Below are 18,313 nucleotides of genomic sequence, written 5' to 3'. Positions count from 1 at the left end.
TTCCCCGATTTACCCCTGACCGTTCCGGTTCGCTCCGGAGCAGGCTGCGCGCCTGCGGGGGACGCGCACGCCTGCGTTTTGCCATTCGACCCGCGCAATGGAGACCTTCCGATGAAAAAACGGCTGTTGGCAGGCGCGGGCGTCGCGCTGATCGCGAGTGCGGCGCACGCACAGAGCAGCGTGACGCTGTACGGCATTATCGATGAAGGGCTGACCTACACGAGCAACCTCGCGGTCGCCGGCCCGAACGGCACCGTGAGCGGCAAGCCGGCATGGCGAATGCTCGGCGGCGTGCAGCAGGCGAGCCGCTGGGGGCTGCGCGGCGTTGAGGATCTCGGCGGCGGGCTGGCGGCCGTCTTCACGCTCGAGAACGGCTTCGACCCGAGCACCGGCAAGCTCGGGCAGGGCGGGCTGATGTTCGGCAAGAAGGCGTTCGTCGGGCTGTCGGGGCCGTTCGGCACCGTCACGCTCGGGCGCCAGTACGACACCAACGTCGACTTCCTCGGGCCGCTCGAGGCCGCCGCGCTGTTCGGCGGCTACATGGTTGCGCACCCCGGCGATCTCGACAACGTGAACAACGCGAACTCGACCAACAACGCGATCAAGTTCACCAGCAACGACTACCGCGGATTCCGCTTCGCGGCGATGTACGGCGTGGGCGGCATCGCGGGTGCGGTGACGCGCAACCAGGTGTGGTCGATGACGGCCGGCTACACGCGCGGGCCGCTCGCGGTCGCGGCCGGCTACCTGAATGCGCGCAACCCGAACGTGTCGTTCTTCGGCACGACCGGCAGCCCCGCGCCAGTGGTCGCCGGCGTGCCGGGCAACAACATGCTGTCGCCCGTGTATTCCGGCTATGCGTCGGCGCGCTCGCTGCAGGTCGCGGCGGCGGGTGGCACCTACGCGATCGGCGCGGTGACGCTCGGCGCGATGTATACGAACACGTCGTTCCGCGGGCTCGGCGACCTGTCGTCCGGCCCGAACCCCGGCCGCGTGTCCGGCAACGCGGTGTTCAACAACGTCGAAGCCAGCGTGCGCTACCAGTTCACGCCCTACCTGTTCGGCGGCGTTGCGTACGACTACACGCGCGGCGGCGGCGTGAACGGCCGCGACGGCGCGACCTACCACCAGGTTGCGGCCGGGCTCGACTATTTCCTGTCGAAGCGCACCGACGTGTATGCGACCGCCGTCTTTCAGCGTGCGTCGGGCACCGATTCGACAGGGCACGCGGCGGTTGCCGCGATCAACGGCCCCGGCGCGTCCGCGAACGACCGCCAGTTCGAGGCGCGGATCGGCATCCGGCACAAGTTCTGACGGACGCGGCGGCGGCGATCGGCAATCGGCAGGCGGCGGCCACGAGCGGTGATATGCTCGCGGAACGCCCGCGACCGACGGGCGGATTCCGACTGCCCGTGCGCGGCTGTGTTGCCGCCGCGCGGCGTTTCCGAGGGAAGAACCGACACATGAGCCGCAAATTCATTCTGAAGGGCGACACGACCGACCACGGCGGCGTGGTGCTCGACGGGATCGCCAACTCGTCGTTCGACGGACGCGAACTCGCCTATCTCGGCGCACCGGTGTTCTGCGCCACGTGCAAGACGACGGGCGTGATCGTGTCGGACGGCGGCGAGCGGACGATGACCGTGATGGGCAAGGTCGTCGCGCTCGAACACGACCTGTGCCAGTGCGTCTGCACGCCACAGCCGAAACTGATTCCGTCGCAGGCAACGGGGACGATCACGGGCTGACGCCCGGCCTGCGTCTCGCGGCGTCGGCTCACGGCCGCTGCCTGTCGTCAGGCGCTGCCTGCCGTTTCGATCACGAGGATGCGCGCTTCGCCGAGCGGATGCGCGACATGCTCGGTACCCACCGTCGCGTGGAAGACGTCGCCCGTGTCGAGCACGGTCGCGTACTCGACGCCGGCCTCGCGGTAGCGCATCTCGACACGGCCGTCGAGTACCGCGAACACTTCCTCGCCGTCGTTCACGTGCCATCGATAGGGCGTGTCGGTCCAGTGCAACCGGACCGTGATGCCGTGCAGGTTCGCGATGTCGAGTGCGCCCCACGCGCGGTCCGCTGTGAAGTCTGCACTCCTGATAATGTTCATCGATGGGTTCTCCGGCGCGAATGCGCGTCGTCTTTCCGTCACTTCGTTCGTATCCGCATTCAGCGCGACATTGCGCGCAGCGCCTGCTCGACGATCGCCTTGCGCTTCGCGAAGCTGGCCGCCGACCGTTCGGTGACGCGCTTCACGACCGCTGCCGGCGCGGTGTCGGGCGAGCCGGCAGCGAACGGTGGCGCGGGCGCGTATTCGAGTTGCAGTTGGATCGCCTGTGCTTCTTCGTCCCCCACCAGTTCAGCGGCGATCGTCAGCGCAAAGTCGATGCCGGCCGTCACGCCGCCGCCCGTGATCAGGTTGCCGTCGCGCACGACGCGCTCGCGCACGGGCACCGCACCCAGCGGTTCGAGCAGCGCGTGGAACGCCCAGTGCGTCGTCGCGCGCCGCCCGCGCAGCAGGCCGGCCACGCCGAGCACCAGCGCACCCGTGCAGACCGACGTCACATAGCGTGCGGCGGCCGCGCGTTGCTGCACGAACGCGATCGTCTCGGCGTCGAGCAGCAGGTCGTTGATCCCGATTCCGCCCGGAATGCAGATCACGTCGAGCGGCGGGCAATCGTCGAACGTGCAGGTCGGCGTGAGTGCCAGGCCGCTGCTCGACGCGACCGCGTCGCGCGACTTCCAGACCAGATGGACGGCTGCGTCGGGCAGCGACGCGAGCACGTCGTGCGGGCCGGTGAGATCGAGTTGCTGGACGCCCGGAAACACGAGAAGGCCGATATGCAGGGTCATGCGAGGACTCCGAGTGGAAGGGGAGCGCGCCGTTGCCGGCACGGGATGGACAGATCGATTCTAGGCGCGTAGTGTTTGGCGAAATTGCCATATCACCCACGTTTTCAGCCAATCGCCATGCCTGCCGCCCCGCGTTCGATCCTGGTCCTCGCGTTCCCGCGTGCGCAACTGCTCGACGTGTCGGGGCCGCTGCAGGTGTTCGCATCCGTCAACGAACTCGCGCTGGAGCGCGGGCAGCCGGCGCCGTATGCACCGCGTGTCGTTGCAGTCGAAGCAGGGCCCGTCGAGACGTCGTCGGGCCTCGTCGTGATGGCCGAGTCGCTGCGCTCGGCCGCGCGTCATCCCGATACGCTGATCGTCGCCGGTGGCAAGGGCGTGCACGCGGCGTCGAAAGATGCGCGGCTGGTGCGCTGGGTGCAGCAGCAGGCCGGGCGCGCGCGGCGCGTGGCGTCGGTCTGCACCGGCGCGTTCCTGCTCGCCGAGGCCGGCTTGCTCGACGGGCGGCGCGCGGTCACACACTGGGCGCGCTGCGACGAATTCGCGGCGCGCTACCCGAACGTGCGCGTCGAGTCCGACCCGATCTTCATCCGCGAAGGCGCGTTGTGGACGTCGGCCGGCGTCACGGCCGGCATCGATCTCGCGCTCGCGCTGGTCGAAGAGGACCTCGGGCGTGCGATTGCGCTCGATGTTGCGCGCGAACTCGTCGTGTTCCTGAAGCGTCCGGGAGGACAGGCGCAGTTCAGCGCGATGCTGTCGATGCAGCGCATCGACGACCGGTTCGGCGAATTGCATGCGTGGATGGCCGAGCACCTGACGGCCGACCTGTCGGTGCCCGCGCTGGCCGAGCGCGTGCGCATGAGCGAGCGCAGCTTCGTGCGCCACTATCGAGCGGGAACGGGCCGCACGCCCGCGCGCGCGGTCGAGCAGATTCGCGTCGAGGCCGCGCAGCGCCTGCTCGGCGAAACGGCGTGGCCCGTCAAGCGGATCGCCGCGCGCTGCGGCTTCGGTTCGGAGGAGACGCTGCGGCGCAGTTTCGTGCGCGTGCTCGGCGTGTCGCCGCAGGGTTATCGCGAGCGGTTCGTGCGGTGATGCGCGGGGCCGGATCGGGCCGGTGCGGTTGGCGTCCGGAACTGATCGGGAAACAGACGATTCCCAGTCCGAAGCGCTGAAATTATTCAGGATCGGATAACAATAGGTGGGGGCTTGTGCCCCGGCCGTCGCGCGCTCTATTCTGTTCCGTTGGGCGATTCGAAGGGGGAAGCAGCATGGACCGAATCCAGGCAATGGAAGTTTTTACCCGAGTGGTCGACGCGAACAGCTTCACACGCGCGGCCGACACGCTCGCGATGCCGCGCGCGTCGGTGACGACCATCATCCAGAATCTCGAGGCGCTGCTCGGCGTGCGCCTGATGCACCGGACGACACGCCGGCTGTCGCTGACGCCGGAAGGCGCCGCGTACTACGAGCATTGCACGAAGATCATCACGGAGATCGCGGAGGCCGACGCGAGTTTCCAGACCGGCAACCGCAAGCCGAGCGGCGTGCTGCGCGTCCACATGCCGAGCTCGCTCGGACGGCGCATCGTGCTGCCGTCGCTATCGATTTTCCGGCAGCGCTATCCGGACATCACGCTCGAGCTGGGGCTGTCCGATCGCCACGTGGATCCGGTCGAGGAGGGCATCGACTGCATGATTCGCGTCGGGCCGCTCGAGGATTCGTCGATGGTCGCGCGGCGCATCGGGATGCTCAAGCGCGTGACCTGCGCGTCGCCCGACTACCTCGCGCGTCACGGCGAGCCGCACGAGATTGCCGATCTCGCCGATCACCATGCGGTGAATTTCCGCTCGAGCCACGGCGCGCGGGCGATTCCGTGGGTGTTCATGATCGATGGCAAGCCGTTCGAGGTGCGGATGAACGGCAGCGTCACGGTCAACGATTCGGATGCGTACGTGACATGCGGGCTCGAAGGGTTCGGAATGATCCAGCCGACGCTGTTCATGGTGCTGCCGAACCTGCTCGACGGCTCGCTGGTCGAGGTGCTGCCGGACTGCAATCCGAAACCGAAGCCGATTTCGATCGTTTATCCGCACAACCGTCATTTGTCGCAGAAGGTGCGTGTGTTCGCCGACTGGATTGCGGAGGTGTTCGAGTCGACGCCGTCGCTGGAGGGTGGGGAGAACTGGCGCGGGAAGGTTGGGGTGCAGGCGACGCGGGAGCCGCGTAGTTCGGTGGCGGCGTAGAGCGGCGCGGCTTGCGGTAGTCGGCGCGCGACACGGTTTAACCGCGAGCTGCAATGAAAAAAGCCGCTGTTTCTTTCGAAACAGCGGCTTTTCGCATTTGGTGGCGAATCAGGGATTCGAACCCCGGACCTGCGGATTATGATTCCGTCGCTCTAACCGACTGAGCTAATTCGCCGTGAAGAATTGAATTATGTCGGCCGGCAGCCGGGCTGTCAACAGCTTTTTCCATCTTCCGTGAAAAAAGTTGCCGGCGGCCCATGACGGCCGGGGCGCGGGGGCGGGTTGCCGGCCGCCGGAACACCCGTCCGGCAACCTGCACCCGCCCGCATGACATCAATCCTGCGCGTAGATGTTCGAGTCCTTCGTCTCCTTGACGAACAGCAGGCCGATCACGAACGTGGCCAGCGCGATCACGATCGGATACCAGAGCCCTGAATAGATGTCGCCCCTCGCCGCGACGATCGCGAACGCCGTCGCCGGCAGGAAGCCGCCGAACCAGCCGTTGCCGATGTGATAGGGCAGCGACATCGACGTGTAGCGGATCCGCGTCGGGAACATCTCGACCAGCATCGCGGCGATCGGGCCGTAGACCATCGTCACGTAGATCACGAGGATCGTCAGAACCACGATCGTCATCGGCCAGTTGAGCTGCGCCGGGTCAGCCTTCGCCGGGTAGCCGGCCCCCTTCAGCGTCGACGCGAGCGTCTTGTCGAACGCCGCGCCCTGCGCCTTCGCGTCGGTCGCCTTGCCGTCGTAAGTCTGGATCACCGTGTCGCCGACCTTGATCTCGGCCTGCGTGCCGGCCGGTGCCGCGACGTTCTCGTAGTTCAGGCCGGCCTTCGAGAGCGCACTCTTCGCGATGTCGCACGAGCTGGTGAACTTCGACGTGCCTACCGGGTTGAACTGGAACGAGCAGGTGGCCGGGTCGGCGACGACCGTGATCGGCGCCTTCTGCGTCGCAAGCTCGAGCTGCGGGTTCGCGTAGTGCGTGAGCGCCTTGAACAGCGGGAAGTACGTCAGCGCCGCGATCAGGCAGCCCGCGAGGATGATCGGCTTGCGGCCGATCTTGTCCGAGAGCGAACCGAAGAACAGGAAGAACGGCGTGCCGATCAGCAGCGCGATCGCGATCAGGATGTTCGCGCTGGCGCCGTCGACCTTCAGCGTCTGCGTGAGGAAGAACAGCGCGTAGAACTGGCCCGTGTACCACACGACGGCCTGGCCGGCGGTCAGGCCGACGAGCGCGAGGATCACGATCTTCAGGTTCTTCCACTGGCCGAACGCTTCGGTCAGCGGCGCCTTCGACGTCTTGCCTTCCGCCTTGATGCGCAGGAACACCGGCGATTCGTTCAGCTGCATCCGGATCCACACCGACACCGCGAGCAGCAGGATCGACGCGACGAACGGCACGCGCCAGCCCCAGCTGCCGAACGCTTCCTCGCCGATGAACGTGCGTACGCCGAGGATCACGAGCAGCGACAGGAACAGTCCGAGCGTGGCGGTCGTCTGGATCCACGCGGTGTAGAAGCCGCGACGGTTGGCCGGCGCATGCTCGGCGACGTAGGTCGCCGCGCCGCCGTACTCGCCGCCGAGCGCGAGGCCCTGCAACAGCCGCATCGCGATGAAGATCACGGGCGCGGCGATGCCGATCGACGCGTAGCCGGGCAGGAAGCCGACCACGAACGTCGAGATGCCCATGATCACGATCGTCACGAGGAACGTGTGCTTGCGACCGACCATGTCGCCGAGGCGGCCGAACACGATCGCGCCGAACGGCCGCACCGCGAAGCCGGCCGCGAAGCCGAGCAGCGTGAAGATGAAGGCGGCGGTCGGATTGACGCCGGAGAAGAAGCTCTTGCTGATGTAGGCCGCGAGCGAGCCGGCCAGGTAAAAGTCGTACCACTCGAACACGGTGCCGAGCGACGACGCGAAGATCACCTTCTTCTCTTCGCCCGTCATCGGCGAGTGGGAAATTTGCCCGCCTAACGTTGCCATGAGTCGTCTCCAAGTCCCTTGATATAGGTGTGCGGCCGCCTTGGGTGGGCGGGCCTGTCGAGGATTATTGGTACGGAAACTTACGGCGGACTGACTCGCGCGTGCAAAACGACTGCGCGTTAACCCGCGCCGAATCGGCCGCTTCACATGTCGATTGTGGTGCGAACGTCCGGTAATTCGCCGGTTTCGGCGCAGTCGGGCCGCGCGGCGGCGGTGCGCGTCAGGGTTAATCCGGGGCCGAGCCGGTCAGCGGCAGGCTGACGCGCACGAGCGTGCCGGCGAGACGCGGCGCCTGCTGGTAGACGTGATCGTCGAGCGTCAGCGTACCGCCGTGCTGTGTCGCGATCTCGCGCACGATCGCGAGCCCGAGGCCGCTGCCGTCGCCTTCGCGGCCGAGGATCCGGTAGAAGCGCTCGACGACGCGCTCGCGTTCGGCGGCCGGGATGCCGGGGCCCGTATCCTCGACTTCGAGATGCACGAACCGCGCCGCCGGGTCGGCATGCACGCGCACGGTGATGCGGCCGCCTTCGGGCGTGTAGCGGATCGCGTTGTCGATCAGGTTGCCGAGCATCTCGCGCAGCATCACCGGATTGCCGTCGACGTCGAGCGGGGCGTCGTCCGGCGGCCCTTCGTAGCCGAGATCCATCCGCTTCGCGAGCGCGGCCTGCACCCAGTCGCGCACCGCGCGCCGCGCGAGCGCGGCGATCTCGACCGGCTCGAACATGAGTCCGCTCGCGCGGTTTTCGGCGCGCGCGAGCGCCAGCAATTGCGTGACGAGCCGTGCGGCCTGCTCGGAACTCGTCGCGATCTGTTCGAGCGAGCGCTGCACGTCGGGCGGGACCGGGTGGCGCAGCGCGAACTCGGCCTGCGTGCGCAGGCCCGCGAGCGGCGTCTTCATCTGGTGCGCGGCGTCGGCGATGAAGCGCTTCTGCAGCGCCATGTTCTGTTCGAGACGCGCGAGCAGGTCGTTGAATGACGTGACGAGCGGTTCGATCTCGGGCGGCGCGCGCTGCGCCTCGACGGGCGACAGGTCGTCAGGCCGCCGCGCGCGGATGTGCGCCTGCAGCGCGTTGAGCGGCGCGAGCCCGCGTGACAGCCCGAACCAGACGAGCAGGATCGCGAGCGGCAGGATCACGAACTGCGGCAGGATCACGCCCTTGATGATGTCGTTCGCGAGCGCGTTGCGCTTGTCGAGCGTCTCGCCGACCTGCACGAGCACGGGCTGCGTGCCGCTCGATTGCGGCAGCGCGACCGTCGTATACGCGACGCGCACGTCGTTGCCGCGCAGCAGGTCGTCGCGAAACACGACGACGCCCGGCGGCGGGCGGTCCTCGTCGCGCGGCAGCGGCATGTCGGCTTCCCCGGCGACCAGTTCGCCGCGCGTGCCGAGTACCTGGAAGTAAACACTGTCGACGTTGTCCGCGCGCAGGAAGTCGCGCGTCTGTTCCGGCAAGGTCAGCTCGGCCACGCCGTTTACCGGATGAATCTGCCGGGCGAGCACGTACGCGTTGGTTTCGAGCGCACGGTCGAACGGGCTGTTCGCGATCGTCTTCGCGACGAGGTAGGTGACGGCGATGCTCATCGGCCACAGCAGCAGCAGCGGCGCGAGCATCCAGTCGAGGATTTCGCCGAACAGCGAGCGCGGGCGCGGTGTCTCGGGCGACTCGGTTTCGTCGGGCGGCGCGAACGGGTTCTCGTAGCGCGCGTCGCGCGCATCGTCGGCGGCTGACGACGGCGCGCCGGTCGGGTGGCGGGAATGGGCCGGCGTGGCCATCGCGGCGACGCCCTGTGTCAGCGCAGCGGCGTGCCGGCCACCGCGGGCTGGGGCGCTGTCGTGTCGGCCGGCGCGGCGGGCGCGACCTTCTCGAGGCAATAGCCGAGGCCGCGCACGGTCGAGATCCGCACGCCGCTCGGTTCGATTTTCTTGCGCAGCCGGTGCACGTAGACCTCGATCGCGTTGTTGCTGACTTCCTCGCCCCATTCGCACAGGTGATCGACGAGCTGTTCCTTCGACACGAGCCGGCCGATCCGCTGCAGCAGCACTTCGAGCAGGCCGAGCTCGCGTGCGGAGAGATCGAGCACATGATCGTTCGCATACGCGATGCGGCCGACCTGATCGAACGCGAGCGAGCCATGGCGCACGACGGTCGGGCCGCCGCCCGCACCGCGCCGGGTCAGCGCGCGCACGCGCGCCTCGAGCTCGTTGAGCGCGAACGGCTTGGCCATGTAGTCGTCGGCGCCGAGGTCGAGCCCCTTCACGCGTTCGTCGACGCTGTCGGCGGCGGTCAGGATCAGCACGGGGAGGTTGGAATTGCGCGCGCGCAGGCGCTTGAGCACCTCGAGCCCGGACATTTTCGGCAGCCCGAGATCGAGGATCAGCAGGTCGAAAGTCTGCATCGACAGCGCGGTGTCGGCATCGACGCCGCTCTTCACGTGATCGACCGCATAGCCCGATTGGCGGAGTGACCGGGTGAGGCCGTCCGCGAGTATGCTGTCATCTTCGGCGATGAGGATTCGCATGTTGCTGACCGATTGCCGGCGGGGCGTTCGCGCCGACGCGGCTGTCTCCGGAGTTATTCGTGTACAACGCCCTGCATTGCGGGCTTGCATAAACTACTGTTTTTTTATACAGTGTCTGCATTCGGCGGCGCTTGAAAGCGGGCGCGCCTTTCACAGACGCTGCTCATCATAGCAAAGGACGATTCATGGAAGATAGCAAGAAGGGCTCCGGGATGACCGCCGAGAAGAGCAAGGCGCTGGCGGCCGCACTCGCGCAGATCGAGAAGCAGTTCGGCAAAGGGTCGATCATGCGCATGGGCGACGGCGATGCGGCCGAGAATATCCAGGTCGTCTCCACGGGCTCGCTGGGTCTTGATATCGCACTGGGCGTCGGCGGCCTGCCGCGTGGCCGGGTCGTCGAGATTTACGGTCCGGAATCGTCGGGTAAAACCACGCTCACGCTGCAGGTCATCGCCGAGCTGCAGAAGCTGGGCGGCACCGCAGCGTTCATCGACGCCGAGCACGCGCTCGACGTCCAATATGCAGCGAAGCTCGGCGTGAACGTGCCGGAGCTGCTGATCTCGCAGCCGGACACCGGCGAGCAGGCACTCGAAATCACCGACGCGCTCGTGCGCTCGGGCTCGATCGACATGATCGTCATCGACTCGGTCGCGGCGCTCGTGCCGAAGGCCGAAATCGAAGGCGAGATGGGCGATTCGCTGCCGGGTCTGCAGGCCCGCCTGATGTCGCAGGCGCTGCGCAAGCTGACCGGCACGATCAAGCGTACCAACTGCCTCGTGATCTTCATCAACCAGATCCGGATGAAGATCGGCGTGATGTTCGGCAACCCGGAAACCACGACGGGCGGCAACGCGCTGAAGTTCTATTCGTCGGTGCGTCTCGATATCCGCCGGATCGGCTCGATCAAGAAGAACGACGAGGTGATCGGCAACGAAACCCGCGTGAAGGTCGTCAAGAACAAGGTGTCGCCGCCGTTCCGCGAAGCGATCTTCGACATCCTGTATGGCGAAGGCATTTCGCGCCAGGGCGAGATCATCGATCTCGGCGTGCAGGCGAAGATCGTCGACAAGGCGGGCGCCTGGTACAGCTACAACGGCGAGAAGATCGGCCAGGGCAAGGACAACGCGCGTGAATTCCTGCGCGAGAATCCGGAAATCGCGCGCGAGATCGAGAACCGCATCCGCGAATCGCTCGGTGTCGTCAGCATGCCCGATGGCGTAGCCAACGAAGCCGAGGCGATGGACGAAGAAGAGTGATGGTTGTGCGCCGAGGTCAGGCTGGCAAGCCGGAGGAGAGCGACGCGCCCGAAGCGGCGGGTCGTTCCGGCCGGCGAGCAGGATCCTCGGGCGCCGACCGGCGGGTCGCAGGCAGTCATGCCGCGAACCGCACCGCGACGAGGGCATCCGACGATGCCCTCGTTTCGTTTGAGATTACCGCGCCGGACGATCCGTTCGACAACGACGAATCGTTCGACGCACACGACCGGTCACGCCGTCGCGTGTCCGGTGTCAGCTTCCCCGGTGACCGCGCAGCCGACTCCTCAGCGCCGGCAAGGGAAGACGTCTATACACGCAGCAGCCAGCATCCGCGCCGCACGCGCCGTGCGTCCAGCGCATCTTCCGGTACTTCATCCAGCGACACGCCGGGCGCCGCCGAACGCAAGTCGTCGAAACCGCCACGTTCATTGAAGGGCCGCGCGCTCGGTTATCTGTCCAGGCGTGAATACAGTCGCGCGGAACTCGCGCGCAAGCTCGCGCCTTACGTCGGCGAAGACGAATCCGTCGAGCCGGTGCTCGATGCGCTGGAGAAGGAGGGCTGGCTGTCCGACGCGCGCTTCGCCGAGAGCCTCGTGCATCGCCGCGCATCGCGTGTCGGCGTCGCGCGCATCGTCAGCGAGCTGAAGCGTCATGCAGTGGGCGACACGCTCGTCGAGGAAGTGAACGCGCAGCTGCGCGAGACCGAATGGGCCCGTGCGCAGGCCGTCTGGCGCAAGAAATTCGGTGCACTGCCGCAAACGCCGGCCGAGCGTGCGAAGCAGGCGCGCTTTCTAGCCGCACGCGGCTTCTCGAGCGCGACCATCGTGAAGTTGCTGAAGGTCGGCGACGATTTCCTGATCGACGACTGACCGGTCCGGTCGCGCGCGTGGCGCGCGATTTTGCTGCAATGCAACCACCTCCGGACAGGCGGGAATACCCGCCGTCGCGTCAAACTGTCTCAAATACCCAATATGCTAAAATCCATGGGTTTTCCTCTTCGGCCTCAACCTCCAGCATGCCGCTATCCGAGCCCGTGCCCCGTCAGTTGCGACATCGACGCGCAATCCGAGCGGAAGCTTACGAGCGCGGCGACGGCTTGTGGGACATCGAAGCCTGCCTGACCGACCACAAGCCGCGCGATGTCGCGCTTGCGTCGGGCATCCGGCCCCAAGGCCTGCCGATCCACGAACTCTGGCTGCGCGTGACTATCGATCGTGAACTCAATGTCGTCGACGCCGAAGCGTCTTCGGAATGGGTGCCCTATCCCGGTCACTGTCAATCCGCCCCTCCTGCCTACCGGGCCCTCATCGGGCTCAATCTCTTCCGCAATTTCCGCCGCAACGCGAACCGGCTGCTCGCCGGCGTCGCAGGCTGCTCCCATCTCACCGAACTGTGCGCCGTGCTGCCGACGGCAGCGATCCAGGCGTTCGCCGGTGACGTGTGGAACGTGCGCGAGGAGGGCGGCGAAGGGCCGGATCACGACGGCGCGCACGCCGAACCGCCTTTCCAGCTCGGCCGCTGCCGTGCGCTGCGGTTCGACGGCGAGGTCGTGCGGCAGTACTACCCGCGGTGGTATGGCCCGCTTCGGCCGGATCTGCCCGGTGATGGCAGCACGAAGGAATGAACGGAAATCATTCGAAGAAGCGTCTTAAGCGACTTTTCATCCAACTCTCAGACTGAAGGGAATCACGCATGAAGATTCACGAGTACCAGGGTAAGGAAATCCTGCGGAAATTCGGAGTCGCGGTACCGCGCGGCAAGCCGGCGTTCTCGGTTGACGAAGCCGTCAAGGTAGCGGAAGAGCTGGGCGGCCCGGTATGGGTCGTGAAGGCTCAGATCCACGCGGGTGGCCGTGGCAAGGGCGGCGGCGTGAAGGTGGCGAAGTCGATCGAGCAGGTCCGCGAATACGCGAACCAGATCCTCGGCATGCAGCTCGTCACGCACCAGACCGGCCCGGAAGGCCAGAAGGTCAACCGTCTGATGGTCGAAGAAGGCGCCGACATCAAGCAGGAACTGTATGTCAGCCTCGTCGTCGATCGCGTGACGCAAAAGATCGTTCTGATGGGTTCGAGCGAAGGCGGCATGGACATCGAGGAAGTTGCGGAAAAGCACCCGGAACTGATCCACAAGGTCATCGTCGAGCCGTCGACGGGCCTGCTCGACGCGCAAGCTGACGACCTCGCCGCGAAGATCGGCGTGCCGGCAGCTTCGATCCCGCAAGCGCGCGCGATCCTGCAAGGCCTGTACAAGGCATTCTGGGAAACCGACGCATCGCTGGCTGAAATCAACCCGCTGAACGTCGCCGGCGACGGCAAGGTCATCGCACTCGACGCGAAGTTCAACTTCGACTCGAACGCGCTGTTCCGTCACCCGGAAATCGTCGCGTACCGCGATCTGGACGAAGAAGATCCGGCTGAAATCGAAGCGTCGAAGTTCGACCTCGCGTACATCTCGCTCGACGGCAACATCGGCTGTCTCGTGAACGGCGCAGGCCTCGCGATGGCAACGATGGACACCATCAAGCTGTTCGGCGGCGAACCGGCGAACTTCCTGGACGTCGGCGGTGGCGCGACGACCGAGAAGGTCACGGAAGCGTTCAAGCTGATGCTGAAGAACCCGGATCTGAAGGCGATCCTCGTGAACATCTTCGGCGGCATCATGCGCTGCGACGTGATCGCGGAAGGCGTGATCGCCGGTTCGAAGGCCGTGAACCTGAACGTGCCGCTCGTCGTGCGCATGAAGGGCACGAACGAGGACCTCGGCAAGAAGATGCTGGCCGATTCGGGCCTGCCGATCATCTCGGCGGACAGCATGGAAGAAGCTGCGCAGAAGGTCGTCGCGGCTGCCGCAGGCAAGTAAGCGCGCGCTAATGAACACGCATGGCGGCGCGGTTTGCACGCGACGCCAATCGAACAGAGGTCAAAATACATGTCGATTCTGATCAACAAGGACACGAAGGTCATCACGCAGGGCATTACCGGCAAAACCGGTCAGTTCCATACGCGCGCCTGCCGTGAGTACGCAAACGGCCGCGAAGCATTCGTCGCGGGCGTGAACCCGAAGAAGGCCGGCGAAGACTTCGAAGGCATTCCGATCTACGCAAGCGTCAAGGAAGCGAAGGCAGAAACCGGCGCAACCGTGTCGGTCATCTACGTTCCGCCGGCAGGCGCAGCTGCTGCGATCTGGGAAGCGGTCGAAGCCGATCTGGATCTCGCGATCTGCATCACGGAAGGCATCCCCGTCCGTGACATGATCGAAGTGAAGGACCGCATGCGCCGCGAAGGCCGCAAGACGCTGCTGCTCGGGCCGAACTGCCCGGGCACGATCACGCCGGATGAACTGAAGATCGGCATCATGCCGGGTCACATCCACCGCAAGGGCCGCATCGGCGTCGTGTCGCGTTCGGGCACGCTGACGTATGAAGCCGTTGCGCAGCTGACGGCACTCGGCCTCGGCCAGTCGTCGGCAGTCGGTATCGGCGGCGACCCGATCAACGGTCTGAAGCACATCGACGTGATGAAGATGTTCAACGACGATCCGGATACGGACGCAGTCGTGATGATCGGCGAAATCGGTGGTCCGGACGAAGCCAACGCGGCAGAGTGGATCAAGGACAACATGAAGAAGCCGGTCGTCGGCTTCATCGCTGGCGTCACGGCGCCTCCGGGCAAGCGCATGGGCCACGCCGGCGCGCTGATCTCGGGCGGTGCGGATACGGCCGAAGCGAAGCTGGAAATCATGGAAGCGTGCGGCATCACCGTCACGCGCAACCCGTCGGAAATGGGCCGTCTGCTGAAGAAGGCGCTGTAATATTTCCCTCTGGGTTCGTCCTGCAGAAAACGCCGGCTTTGCCGGCGTTTTTTGTTATGCTCGCGCAATGAATTCGTAAGCACCCACCGGACATGCGTCGTGCATGTGCCGGCGATGAATCAGGCCCCTGCCAGGCCGCCACTGTCCTGCATATACCCCATGCTCGAATTCCTGACGTCGCTGCACTGGGGCGCCATTCTCCAGATCATCATCATCGACATCCTGCTCGGCGGCGACAACGCGGTCGTGATCGCGCTCGCCTGCCGCAACCTGCCGGCGAACCAGCGGCTGCGCGGCGTCGTCTGGGGCACCGCGGGGGCGATCCTGCTGCGTGTGGCGCTGATCACGTTCGCGGTTGCACTGCTCGACGTGCCGTTCCTGAAGCTCGGCGGCGGGCTGCTGCTGCTGTGGATCGGCATCAAGCTGATGGCGCCGGCCGCCGACGCGCACGACGACATCAAGCCGGCCAGCCGGCTGTGGGACGCCGTGAAGACGATCGTAATCGCCGATGCGGTGATGAGCCTCGACAACGTGATCGCGATCGCCGGGGCGGCCGAGCAGGCCGATCCGTCGCACCGGATCGCGCTCGTGATCTTCGGGCTCGTCGTCAGCGTGCCGATCATCGTGTGGGGCAGCACGCTGGTGCTGAAGCTGCTCGACCGTTTCCCGATCGTCGTCGCGCTCGGCGCCGGGCTGCTCGGCTGGATCGCGGGCGGGTTGATCGTCAACGACCCGGTCGGCGACCGCTGGGCGGTGCTCGATACGCCACCGGTGCTCTACGGTGCGAGCATCGCTGGCGCGCTGTTCGTCGTGGCGATCGGCTACGCGCTCAGGAAACGCCACGGCGCGCCGCACGCGCACTGACTGGCCGTCCGGCCGACTGCCGGTTTCGCGGCCCGCTGGCTACGATCGAAACGCCTGCCTTGATCGGCAGGCGTTTTTCGTTTCCGGAGCCTGCCATGTTCGAAGCCTTTTCCGTTTCCCTGTTCCGTCGCGTTGCCGCCGATCTGCGGCGCGCGAATCGGCCCGCGCCGCGCTGGCGGCCGGCCGGCTTCACGCTGATCGAATTGATGATCGTGCTGGCGATCGTCGGCGTCGTCGCAGCCTATGCGATTCCCGCGTACCAGGATTACCTCGCGCGTTCGCGCGTCGGCGAGGGGCTCGCGCTTGCGTCGTCCGCGCGGCTTGCGGTCGCCGACAACGCGGCGAGCGGTGCGAGCCTCGACGGCGGCTACAGCCCGCCGGCCGGGACCCGCAACGTCGAATCGGTGGCGATCGACGGCGACACCGGCCAGATCACCGTCGCATTCACCACCCGCGTGGCCGCGGCCGGCACGAATACGCTGGTGCTCGTGCCGTCCGCGCCCGACAAGGCCGATGCGCCCACCGCGCGCGTGGCCCTTAAAAAGGGTGCGATGCAGGCCGGTGCGATTGCGTGGGAGTGCTTCGCGGCCGGCAAGGACGCGTCGTCGCTGCCCGCGCCGGGGGCTGGGCCGTTGCCGGGCGATGCCGCGACGCTGCCCGCGAGATTTGCGCCCGCGGAGTGCCGCGCATAGCGCCGGGGGAGGCGGGCGGCGGCGCGTGCGGCGTGCGGGCCGCCGCTTCGGCCGGCCGGGGTCGTTGTTTCGCGCCCGGTCGCGGCGCGACGGCCCCGCACAGAGCGGGGAAAGTTTTGTATAGTGCGCCGGTTGCTGACATCCGGTTCGCTCATGCCTTCTACTTTTTCCCGTTCGTTGTCGCTCGTTGCGCTGGCTGTCGCCCTGATCGTGCCGTACGCGATCACGAATCACACGTATCCGATCCCGACCTTCTATTCCGAGTTTTCCGCGCTGGTGCTGTATCTGCTGGTGGGGCTGTCCGTCGTGCTGCTCACGCGCACCGACCGCCCGGCCGAGCCGTTTGCCGCGCCGGCCGCGTTCGTCGTGCCGTTCGGGTTTGCCGTGCTGCTGATCGCGCAAACCGCGCTGATTCCGCTCAAGGTGCCGTCGATGAACTGGCTGGCGGTCGGCTATCTCGCCGCCGCACTGGTCGCGATGCAGGCCGGCTACGCGCTGGCGCGCGACGGGTTGGCCGAAGCGGTGTCGCGGATGATGGCCGGCGCGTTGATCGTCGGCGGCGTGTTCGCGGTCGGCACCCAGATCGTGCAGTTGTTCCACCTCGAGTCGGCCGTTTCGCCGTTCGTCGTGATGTACAACGTCGCGGTCGACCGCCGTCCGTACGGCAACATGGCGCAGGCGAACCATCTGGCCAGCTACATCGCGTTCGCGCTCGCGGGTGCGCTGTATCTCGTGCAGACGCGCCGGCTCGCGGTGTGGGCGTGGTTCGCGCTGTCGCTCGTGCTGTCGGTCGGTCTCGCGCTGACGGTGTCGCGCGGGCCGTGGCTGCAGGTCGCGGTGATGGTCGTCGCGGGCTTCTGGATGGCGTGGCTTGAATCGCGTCGCGCGCCGGGCAATGCGCGTGCGTGGCTGATACCGGTCGTGCTCGCGGTCGCGTTCATCGCGGTGAACGTCGCGGTGCGCTGGGCCAACGTGCACTATCACCTGAATCTCGCGGAATCGGCGGCCGACCGGATGCGCGACGCGGGGCAGATCGCGCCGCGCCTCGCGCTGTGGAAGTACGGGCTCGCGATGTTCCGCGAACATCCGCTGCTCGGCGTCGGCTGGGGCGAATTCCCGTCGCACCAGTTTGCGCTCGTGCGCACGCTCGGCGGCGTCGAGATCGCGAACAACTCGCACGACATCTTCATCGACCTGCTCGCGAAGTCCGGCCTCGTCGGCCTCGGCCTACTCGTCGTCACGCTGGTGACGTGGTTCGTGCGTGCGGTGCGCGCGCCGCAGTCGAGCATGCGCGTGTTCGGCTTCGCGCTGATCGGCATCCTGCTGATGCATGCGCTGGTCGAGTATCCGCAGCAGTACATGTTCTTCCTGCTGCCGGCGATGTTCGTGATCGGGCTGCTCGAAGTGAAGCCGTTGCGCATCCTGCCGGGCCGCGCCGCATTCGGGTTGTTCGCGGTGCTGTCGTTCGGTGGCGTGCTGGCGGCGGTGCCCGTACTGCGCGACTACCAGCGCGCGGAAGTGCTCTATTACGGCAGCGATCCGGCTGCGCAGTACCGCGAGGCGCCGTCGCTGCTGTTCGGCGCATGGGGCGAATACGGTGCGGCCACGCTGCTGCCGATTTCGGCGGACGATTTGCCGGCCAAGCTCGCGGCGCATGAGCGCGCAATCGCGCTGCTGCCCGGCGAGACGGTGCTGCGCCGCTATGCGGCGCTGCAGGCACTGGCAGGCCGCGAAGCCGATGCGCTCGACACCGTCGCGCGCCTGCATGTGTTCGCGAAGGAGTTGAAGGACTGGCCGCAGCAACTGGCGCTGCTGTACAAGCTGTGTGACCAGCAGCCGGCGCTGAAGACGTTCAGGGCGGCCGTCGTTGCGAAGTACGGGGAAGTACCGGCCGATGCGGCCGACGACGAGGACGACGACGATTCCGATTGATGTGCGCGGCACCCGCCGGAACGGGGTATTCCGGCGTTTGTCGCATTGCAATGAAGCGGAGGCGGGCGTCGGGCAGGGCGGGCCGGCGCGAACCGTGAGAAGCCGGCCGCGTTTCGATTACGTCGTGGATCGTGCGGATTCCGGCCGAATGCGCGGC

Annotated in this window: 17 protein-coding genes and 1 tRNA gene; 12 read left to right on the top strand and 6 right to left on the bottom strand. The window is 66.6% G+C overall.

The features are described 5' to 3' along the window. Positions 1-111: 111 nt before the first annotated feature. Together KEC55_RS13980 and KEC55_RS13975 are read left to right on the top strand one after the other, a co-directional pair. Entirely contained in the window at positions 112-1,314 is a 1,203-nt protein-coding gene (locus KEC55_RS13980) for a porin (RefSeq protein WP_282505908.1), read from the top strand. A 149-nt stretch (positions 1,315-1,463) separates the two neighbouring features. After that, a complete protein-coding gene (locus KEC55_RS13975) occupies positions 1,464-1,748 on the top strand; it encodes a PAAR domain-containing protein (RefSeq protein ID WP_282505907.1) in 285 nt (94 codons plus the stop codon). Between the two features lie 47 nt (positions 1,749-1,795). Here KEC55_RS13975 and KEC55_RS13970 read toward each other — a convergent pair whose 3' ends face one another. Beyond that, on the bottom strand, positions 1,796-2,107 hold the full coding sequence (locus KEC55_RS13970) for a cupin (RefSeq protein WP_282505906.1): 312 nt from the start codon (positions 2,105-2,107) through the stop codon (positions 1,796-1,798). Between the two features lie 59 nt (positions 2,108-2,166). Further along, positions 2,167-2,850: a DJ-1/PfpI family protein gene (locus tag KEC55_RS13965; RefSeq protein WP_282505905.1), complete on the bottom strand. Its 684-nt coding sequence runs from the start codon at positions 2,848-2,850 to the stop codon at positions 2,167-2,169. Between the two features lie 117 nt (positions 2,851-2,967). Here KEC55_RS13965 and KEC55_RS13960 point away from each other — a divergent pair, with 117 nt between their 5' ends. Next, positions 2,968-3,939 carry a GlxA family transcriptional regulator gene (locus KEC55_RS13960; RefSeq protein ID WP_282505904.1) on the top strand — a complete coding sequence of 324 codons (972 nt, stop codon included), beginning with the start codon at positions 2,968-2,970 and terminating at the stop codon, positions 3,937-3,939. A gap of 176 nt (positions 3,940-4,115) precedes the next feature. Further along, positions 4,116-5,090: a LysR family transcriptional regulator gene (locus tag KEC55_RS13955; protein ID WP_282505903.1), complete on the top strand. Its 975-nt coding sequence runs from the start codon at positions 4,116-4,118 to the stop codon at positions 5,088-5,090. Positions 5,091-5,188: 98 nt separating this feature from the next. On the opposite strand, the gene KEC55_RS13950 is transcribed toward KEC55_RS13955, so the two are convergent. The 4 genes from KEC55_RS13950 to KEC55_RS13935 form a co-directional block, all read right to left on the bottom strand. Continuing rightward, positions 5,189-5,265 (bottom strand) — tRNA-Met (locus tag KEC55_RS13950). Between the two features lie 158 nt (positions 5,266-5,423). Continuing rightward, complete coding sequence (locus tag KEC55_RS13945; RefSeq protein ID WP_282505902.1) at positions 5,424-7,082, bottom strand: MFS transporter; 1,659 nt, start codon at positions 7,080-7,082, stop codon at positions 5,424-5,426. Between the two features lie 226 nt (positions 7,083-7,308). Next, positions 7,309-8,856, bottom strand: coding sequence for a sensor histidine kinase (locus KEC55_RS13940; RefSeq protein WP_282505901.1), 1,548 nt, complete (start codon positions 8,854-8,856; stop codon positions 7,309-7,311). Between the two features lie 17 nt (positions 8,857-8,873). Then, entirely contained in the window at positions 8,874-9,602 is a 729-nt protein-coding gene (locus KEC55_RS13935) for a response regulator transcription factor (protein ID WP_176050250.1), read from the bottom strand. A gap of 185 nt (positions 9,603-9,787) precedes the next feature. Between KEC55_RS13935 and recA the strand changes: the two genes are divergently transcribed. From recA to KEC55_RS13895, 8 genes are all read left to right on the top strand, one after another. Further along, entirely contained in the window at positions 9,788-10,858 is a 1,071-nt protein-coding gene (recA, locus tag KEC55_RS13930; protein ID WP_282505900.1) for a recombinase RecA, read from the top strand. Further along, entirely contained in the window at positions 10,858-11,727 is an 870-nt protein-coding gene (recX, locus tag KEC55_RS13925; RefSeq protein ID WP_282505899.1) for a recombination regulator RecX, read from the top strand. The genes recA and recX overlap by 1 nt, the downstream gene beginning before the upstream one ends. A 146-nt stretch (positions 11,728-11,873) precedes the next feature. Further along, positions 11,874-12,482: a DUF2889 domain-containing protein gene (locus KEC55_RS13920; RefSeq protein WP_176050248.1), complete on the top strand. Its 609-nt coding sequence runs from the start codon at positions 11,874-11,876 to the stop codon at positions 12,480-12,482. 68 nt (positions 12,483-12,550) lie between these two features. Then, positions 12,551-13,717, top strand: a complete 1,167-nt coding sequence (gene sucC / locus KEC55_RS13915; RefSeq protein ID WP_014896152.1) for an ADP-forming succinate--CoA ligase subunit beta — start codon at positions 12,551-12,553, stop codon at positions 13,715-13,717. A 69-nt stretch (positions 13,718-13,786) separates the two neighbouring features. Further along, complete coding sequence (gene sucD / locus KEC55_RS13910; protein WP_006477916.1) at positions 13,787-14,668, top strand: succinate--CoA ligase subunit alpha; 882 nt, start codon at positions 13,787-13,789, stop codon at positions 14,666-14,668. A 159-nt stretch (positions 14,669-14,827) separates the two neighbouring features. Then, the gene (locus KEC55_RS13905; protein ID WP_282505898.1) at positions 14,828-15,532 is read left to right on the top strand and encodes a TerC family protein; all 705 of its coding nucleotides are present in this window, start codon (positions 14,828-14,830) and stop codon (positions 15,530-15,532) included. A gap of 95 nt (positions 15,533-15,627) precedes the next feature. Further along, entirely contained in the window at positions 15,628-16,224 is a 597-nt protein-coding gene (locus KEC55_RS13900) for a pilin (RefSeq protein ID WP_282505897.1), read from the top strand. 153 nt (positions 16,225-16,377) lie between these two features. Then, a complete protein-coding gene (locus KEC55_RS13895; RefSeq protein WP_282505896.1) occupies positions 16,378-18,156 on the top strand; it encodes a PglL family O-oligosaccharyltransferase in 1,779 nt (592 codons plus the stop codon). Positions 18,157-18,313: the final 157 nt, after the last annotated feature.

The sequence above is a fragment of the Burkholderia cepacia genome (assembly GCF_029962485.1).
Lineage (GTDB): Bacteria > Pseudomonadota > Gammaproteobacteria > Burkholderiales > Burkholderiaceae > Burkholderia.
Note: the sequence above shows the minus strand (reverse complement) of the source record. Positions and strands in the feature narration are given on the sequence as shown.

Bases quoted from the DNA above. Each gene is read 5' to 3' on its own strand.
- KEC55_RS13980 (WP_282505908.1), top strand. From the start codon at position 112: ATGAAAAAACGGCTGTTGGCAGGCGCGGGCGTCGCGCTGATCGCGAGT.
- KEC55_RS13975 (WP_282505907.1), top strand. From the start codon at position 1,464: ATGAGCCGCAAATTCATTCTGAAGGGCGACACGACCGACCACGGCGGC.
- KEC55_RS13970 (WP_282505906.1), bottom strand. From the start codon at position 2,107: ATGAACATTATCAGGAGTGCAGACTTCACAGCGGACCGCGCGTGGGGC.
- KEC55_RS13965 (WP_282505905.1), bottom strand. From the start codon at position 2,850: ATGACCCTGCATATCGGCCTTCTCGTGTTTCCGGGCGTCCAGCAACTC.
- KEC55_RS13960 (WP_282505904.1), top strand. From the start codon at position 2,968: ATGCCTGCCGCCCCGCGTTCGATCCTGGTCCTCGCGTTCCCGCGTGCG.
- KEC55_RS13955 (WP_282505903.1), top strand. From the start codon at position 4,116: ATGGACCGAATCCAGGCAATGGAAGTTTTTACCCGAGTGGTCGACGCG.
- KEC55_RS13945 (WP_282505902.1), bottom strand. From the start codon at position 7,082: ATGGCAACGTTAGGCGGGCAAATTTCCCACTCGCCGATGACGGGCGAA.
- KEC55_RS13940 (WP_282505901.1), bottom strand. From the start codon at position 8,856: ATGGCCACGCCGGCCCATTCCCGCCACCCGACCGGCGCGCCGTCGTCA.
- KEC55_RS13935 (WP_176050250.1), bottom strand. From the start codon at position 9,602: ATGCGAATCCTCATCGCCGAAGATGACAGCATACTCGCGGACGGCCTC.
- recA (WP_282505900.1), top strand. From the start codon at position 9,788: ATGGAAGATAGCAAGAAGGGCTCCGGGATGACCGCCGAGAAGAGCAAG.
- recX (WP_282505899.1), top strand. From the start codon at position 10,858: ATGGTTGTGCGCCGAGGTCAGGCTGGCAAGCCGGAGGAGAGCGACGCG.
- KEC55_RS13920 (WP_176050248.1), top strand. From the start codon at position 11,874: ATGCCGCTATCCGAGCCCGTGCCCCGTCAGTTGCGACATCGACGCGCA.
- sucC (WP_014896152.1), top strand. From the start codon at position 12,551: ATGAAGATTCACGAGTACCAGGGTAAGGAAATCCTGCGGAAATTCGGA.
- sucD (WP_006477916.1), top strand. From the start codon at position 13,787: ATGTCGATTCTGATCAACAAGGACACGAAGGTCATCACGCAGGGCATT.
- KEC55_RS13905 (WP_282505898.1), top strand. From the start codon at position 14,828: ATGCTCGAATTCCTGACGTCGCTGCACTGGGGCGCCATTCTCCAGATC.
- KEC55_RS13900 (WP_282505897.1), top strand. From the start codon at position 15,628: ATGTTCGAAGCCTTTTCCGTTTCCCTGTTCCGTCGCGTTGCCGCCGAT.
- KEC55_RS13895 (WP_282505896.1), top strand. From the start codon at position 16,378: ATGCCTTCTACTTTTTCCCGTTCGTTGTCGCTCGTTGCGCTGGCTGTC.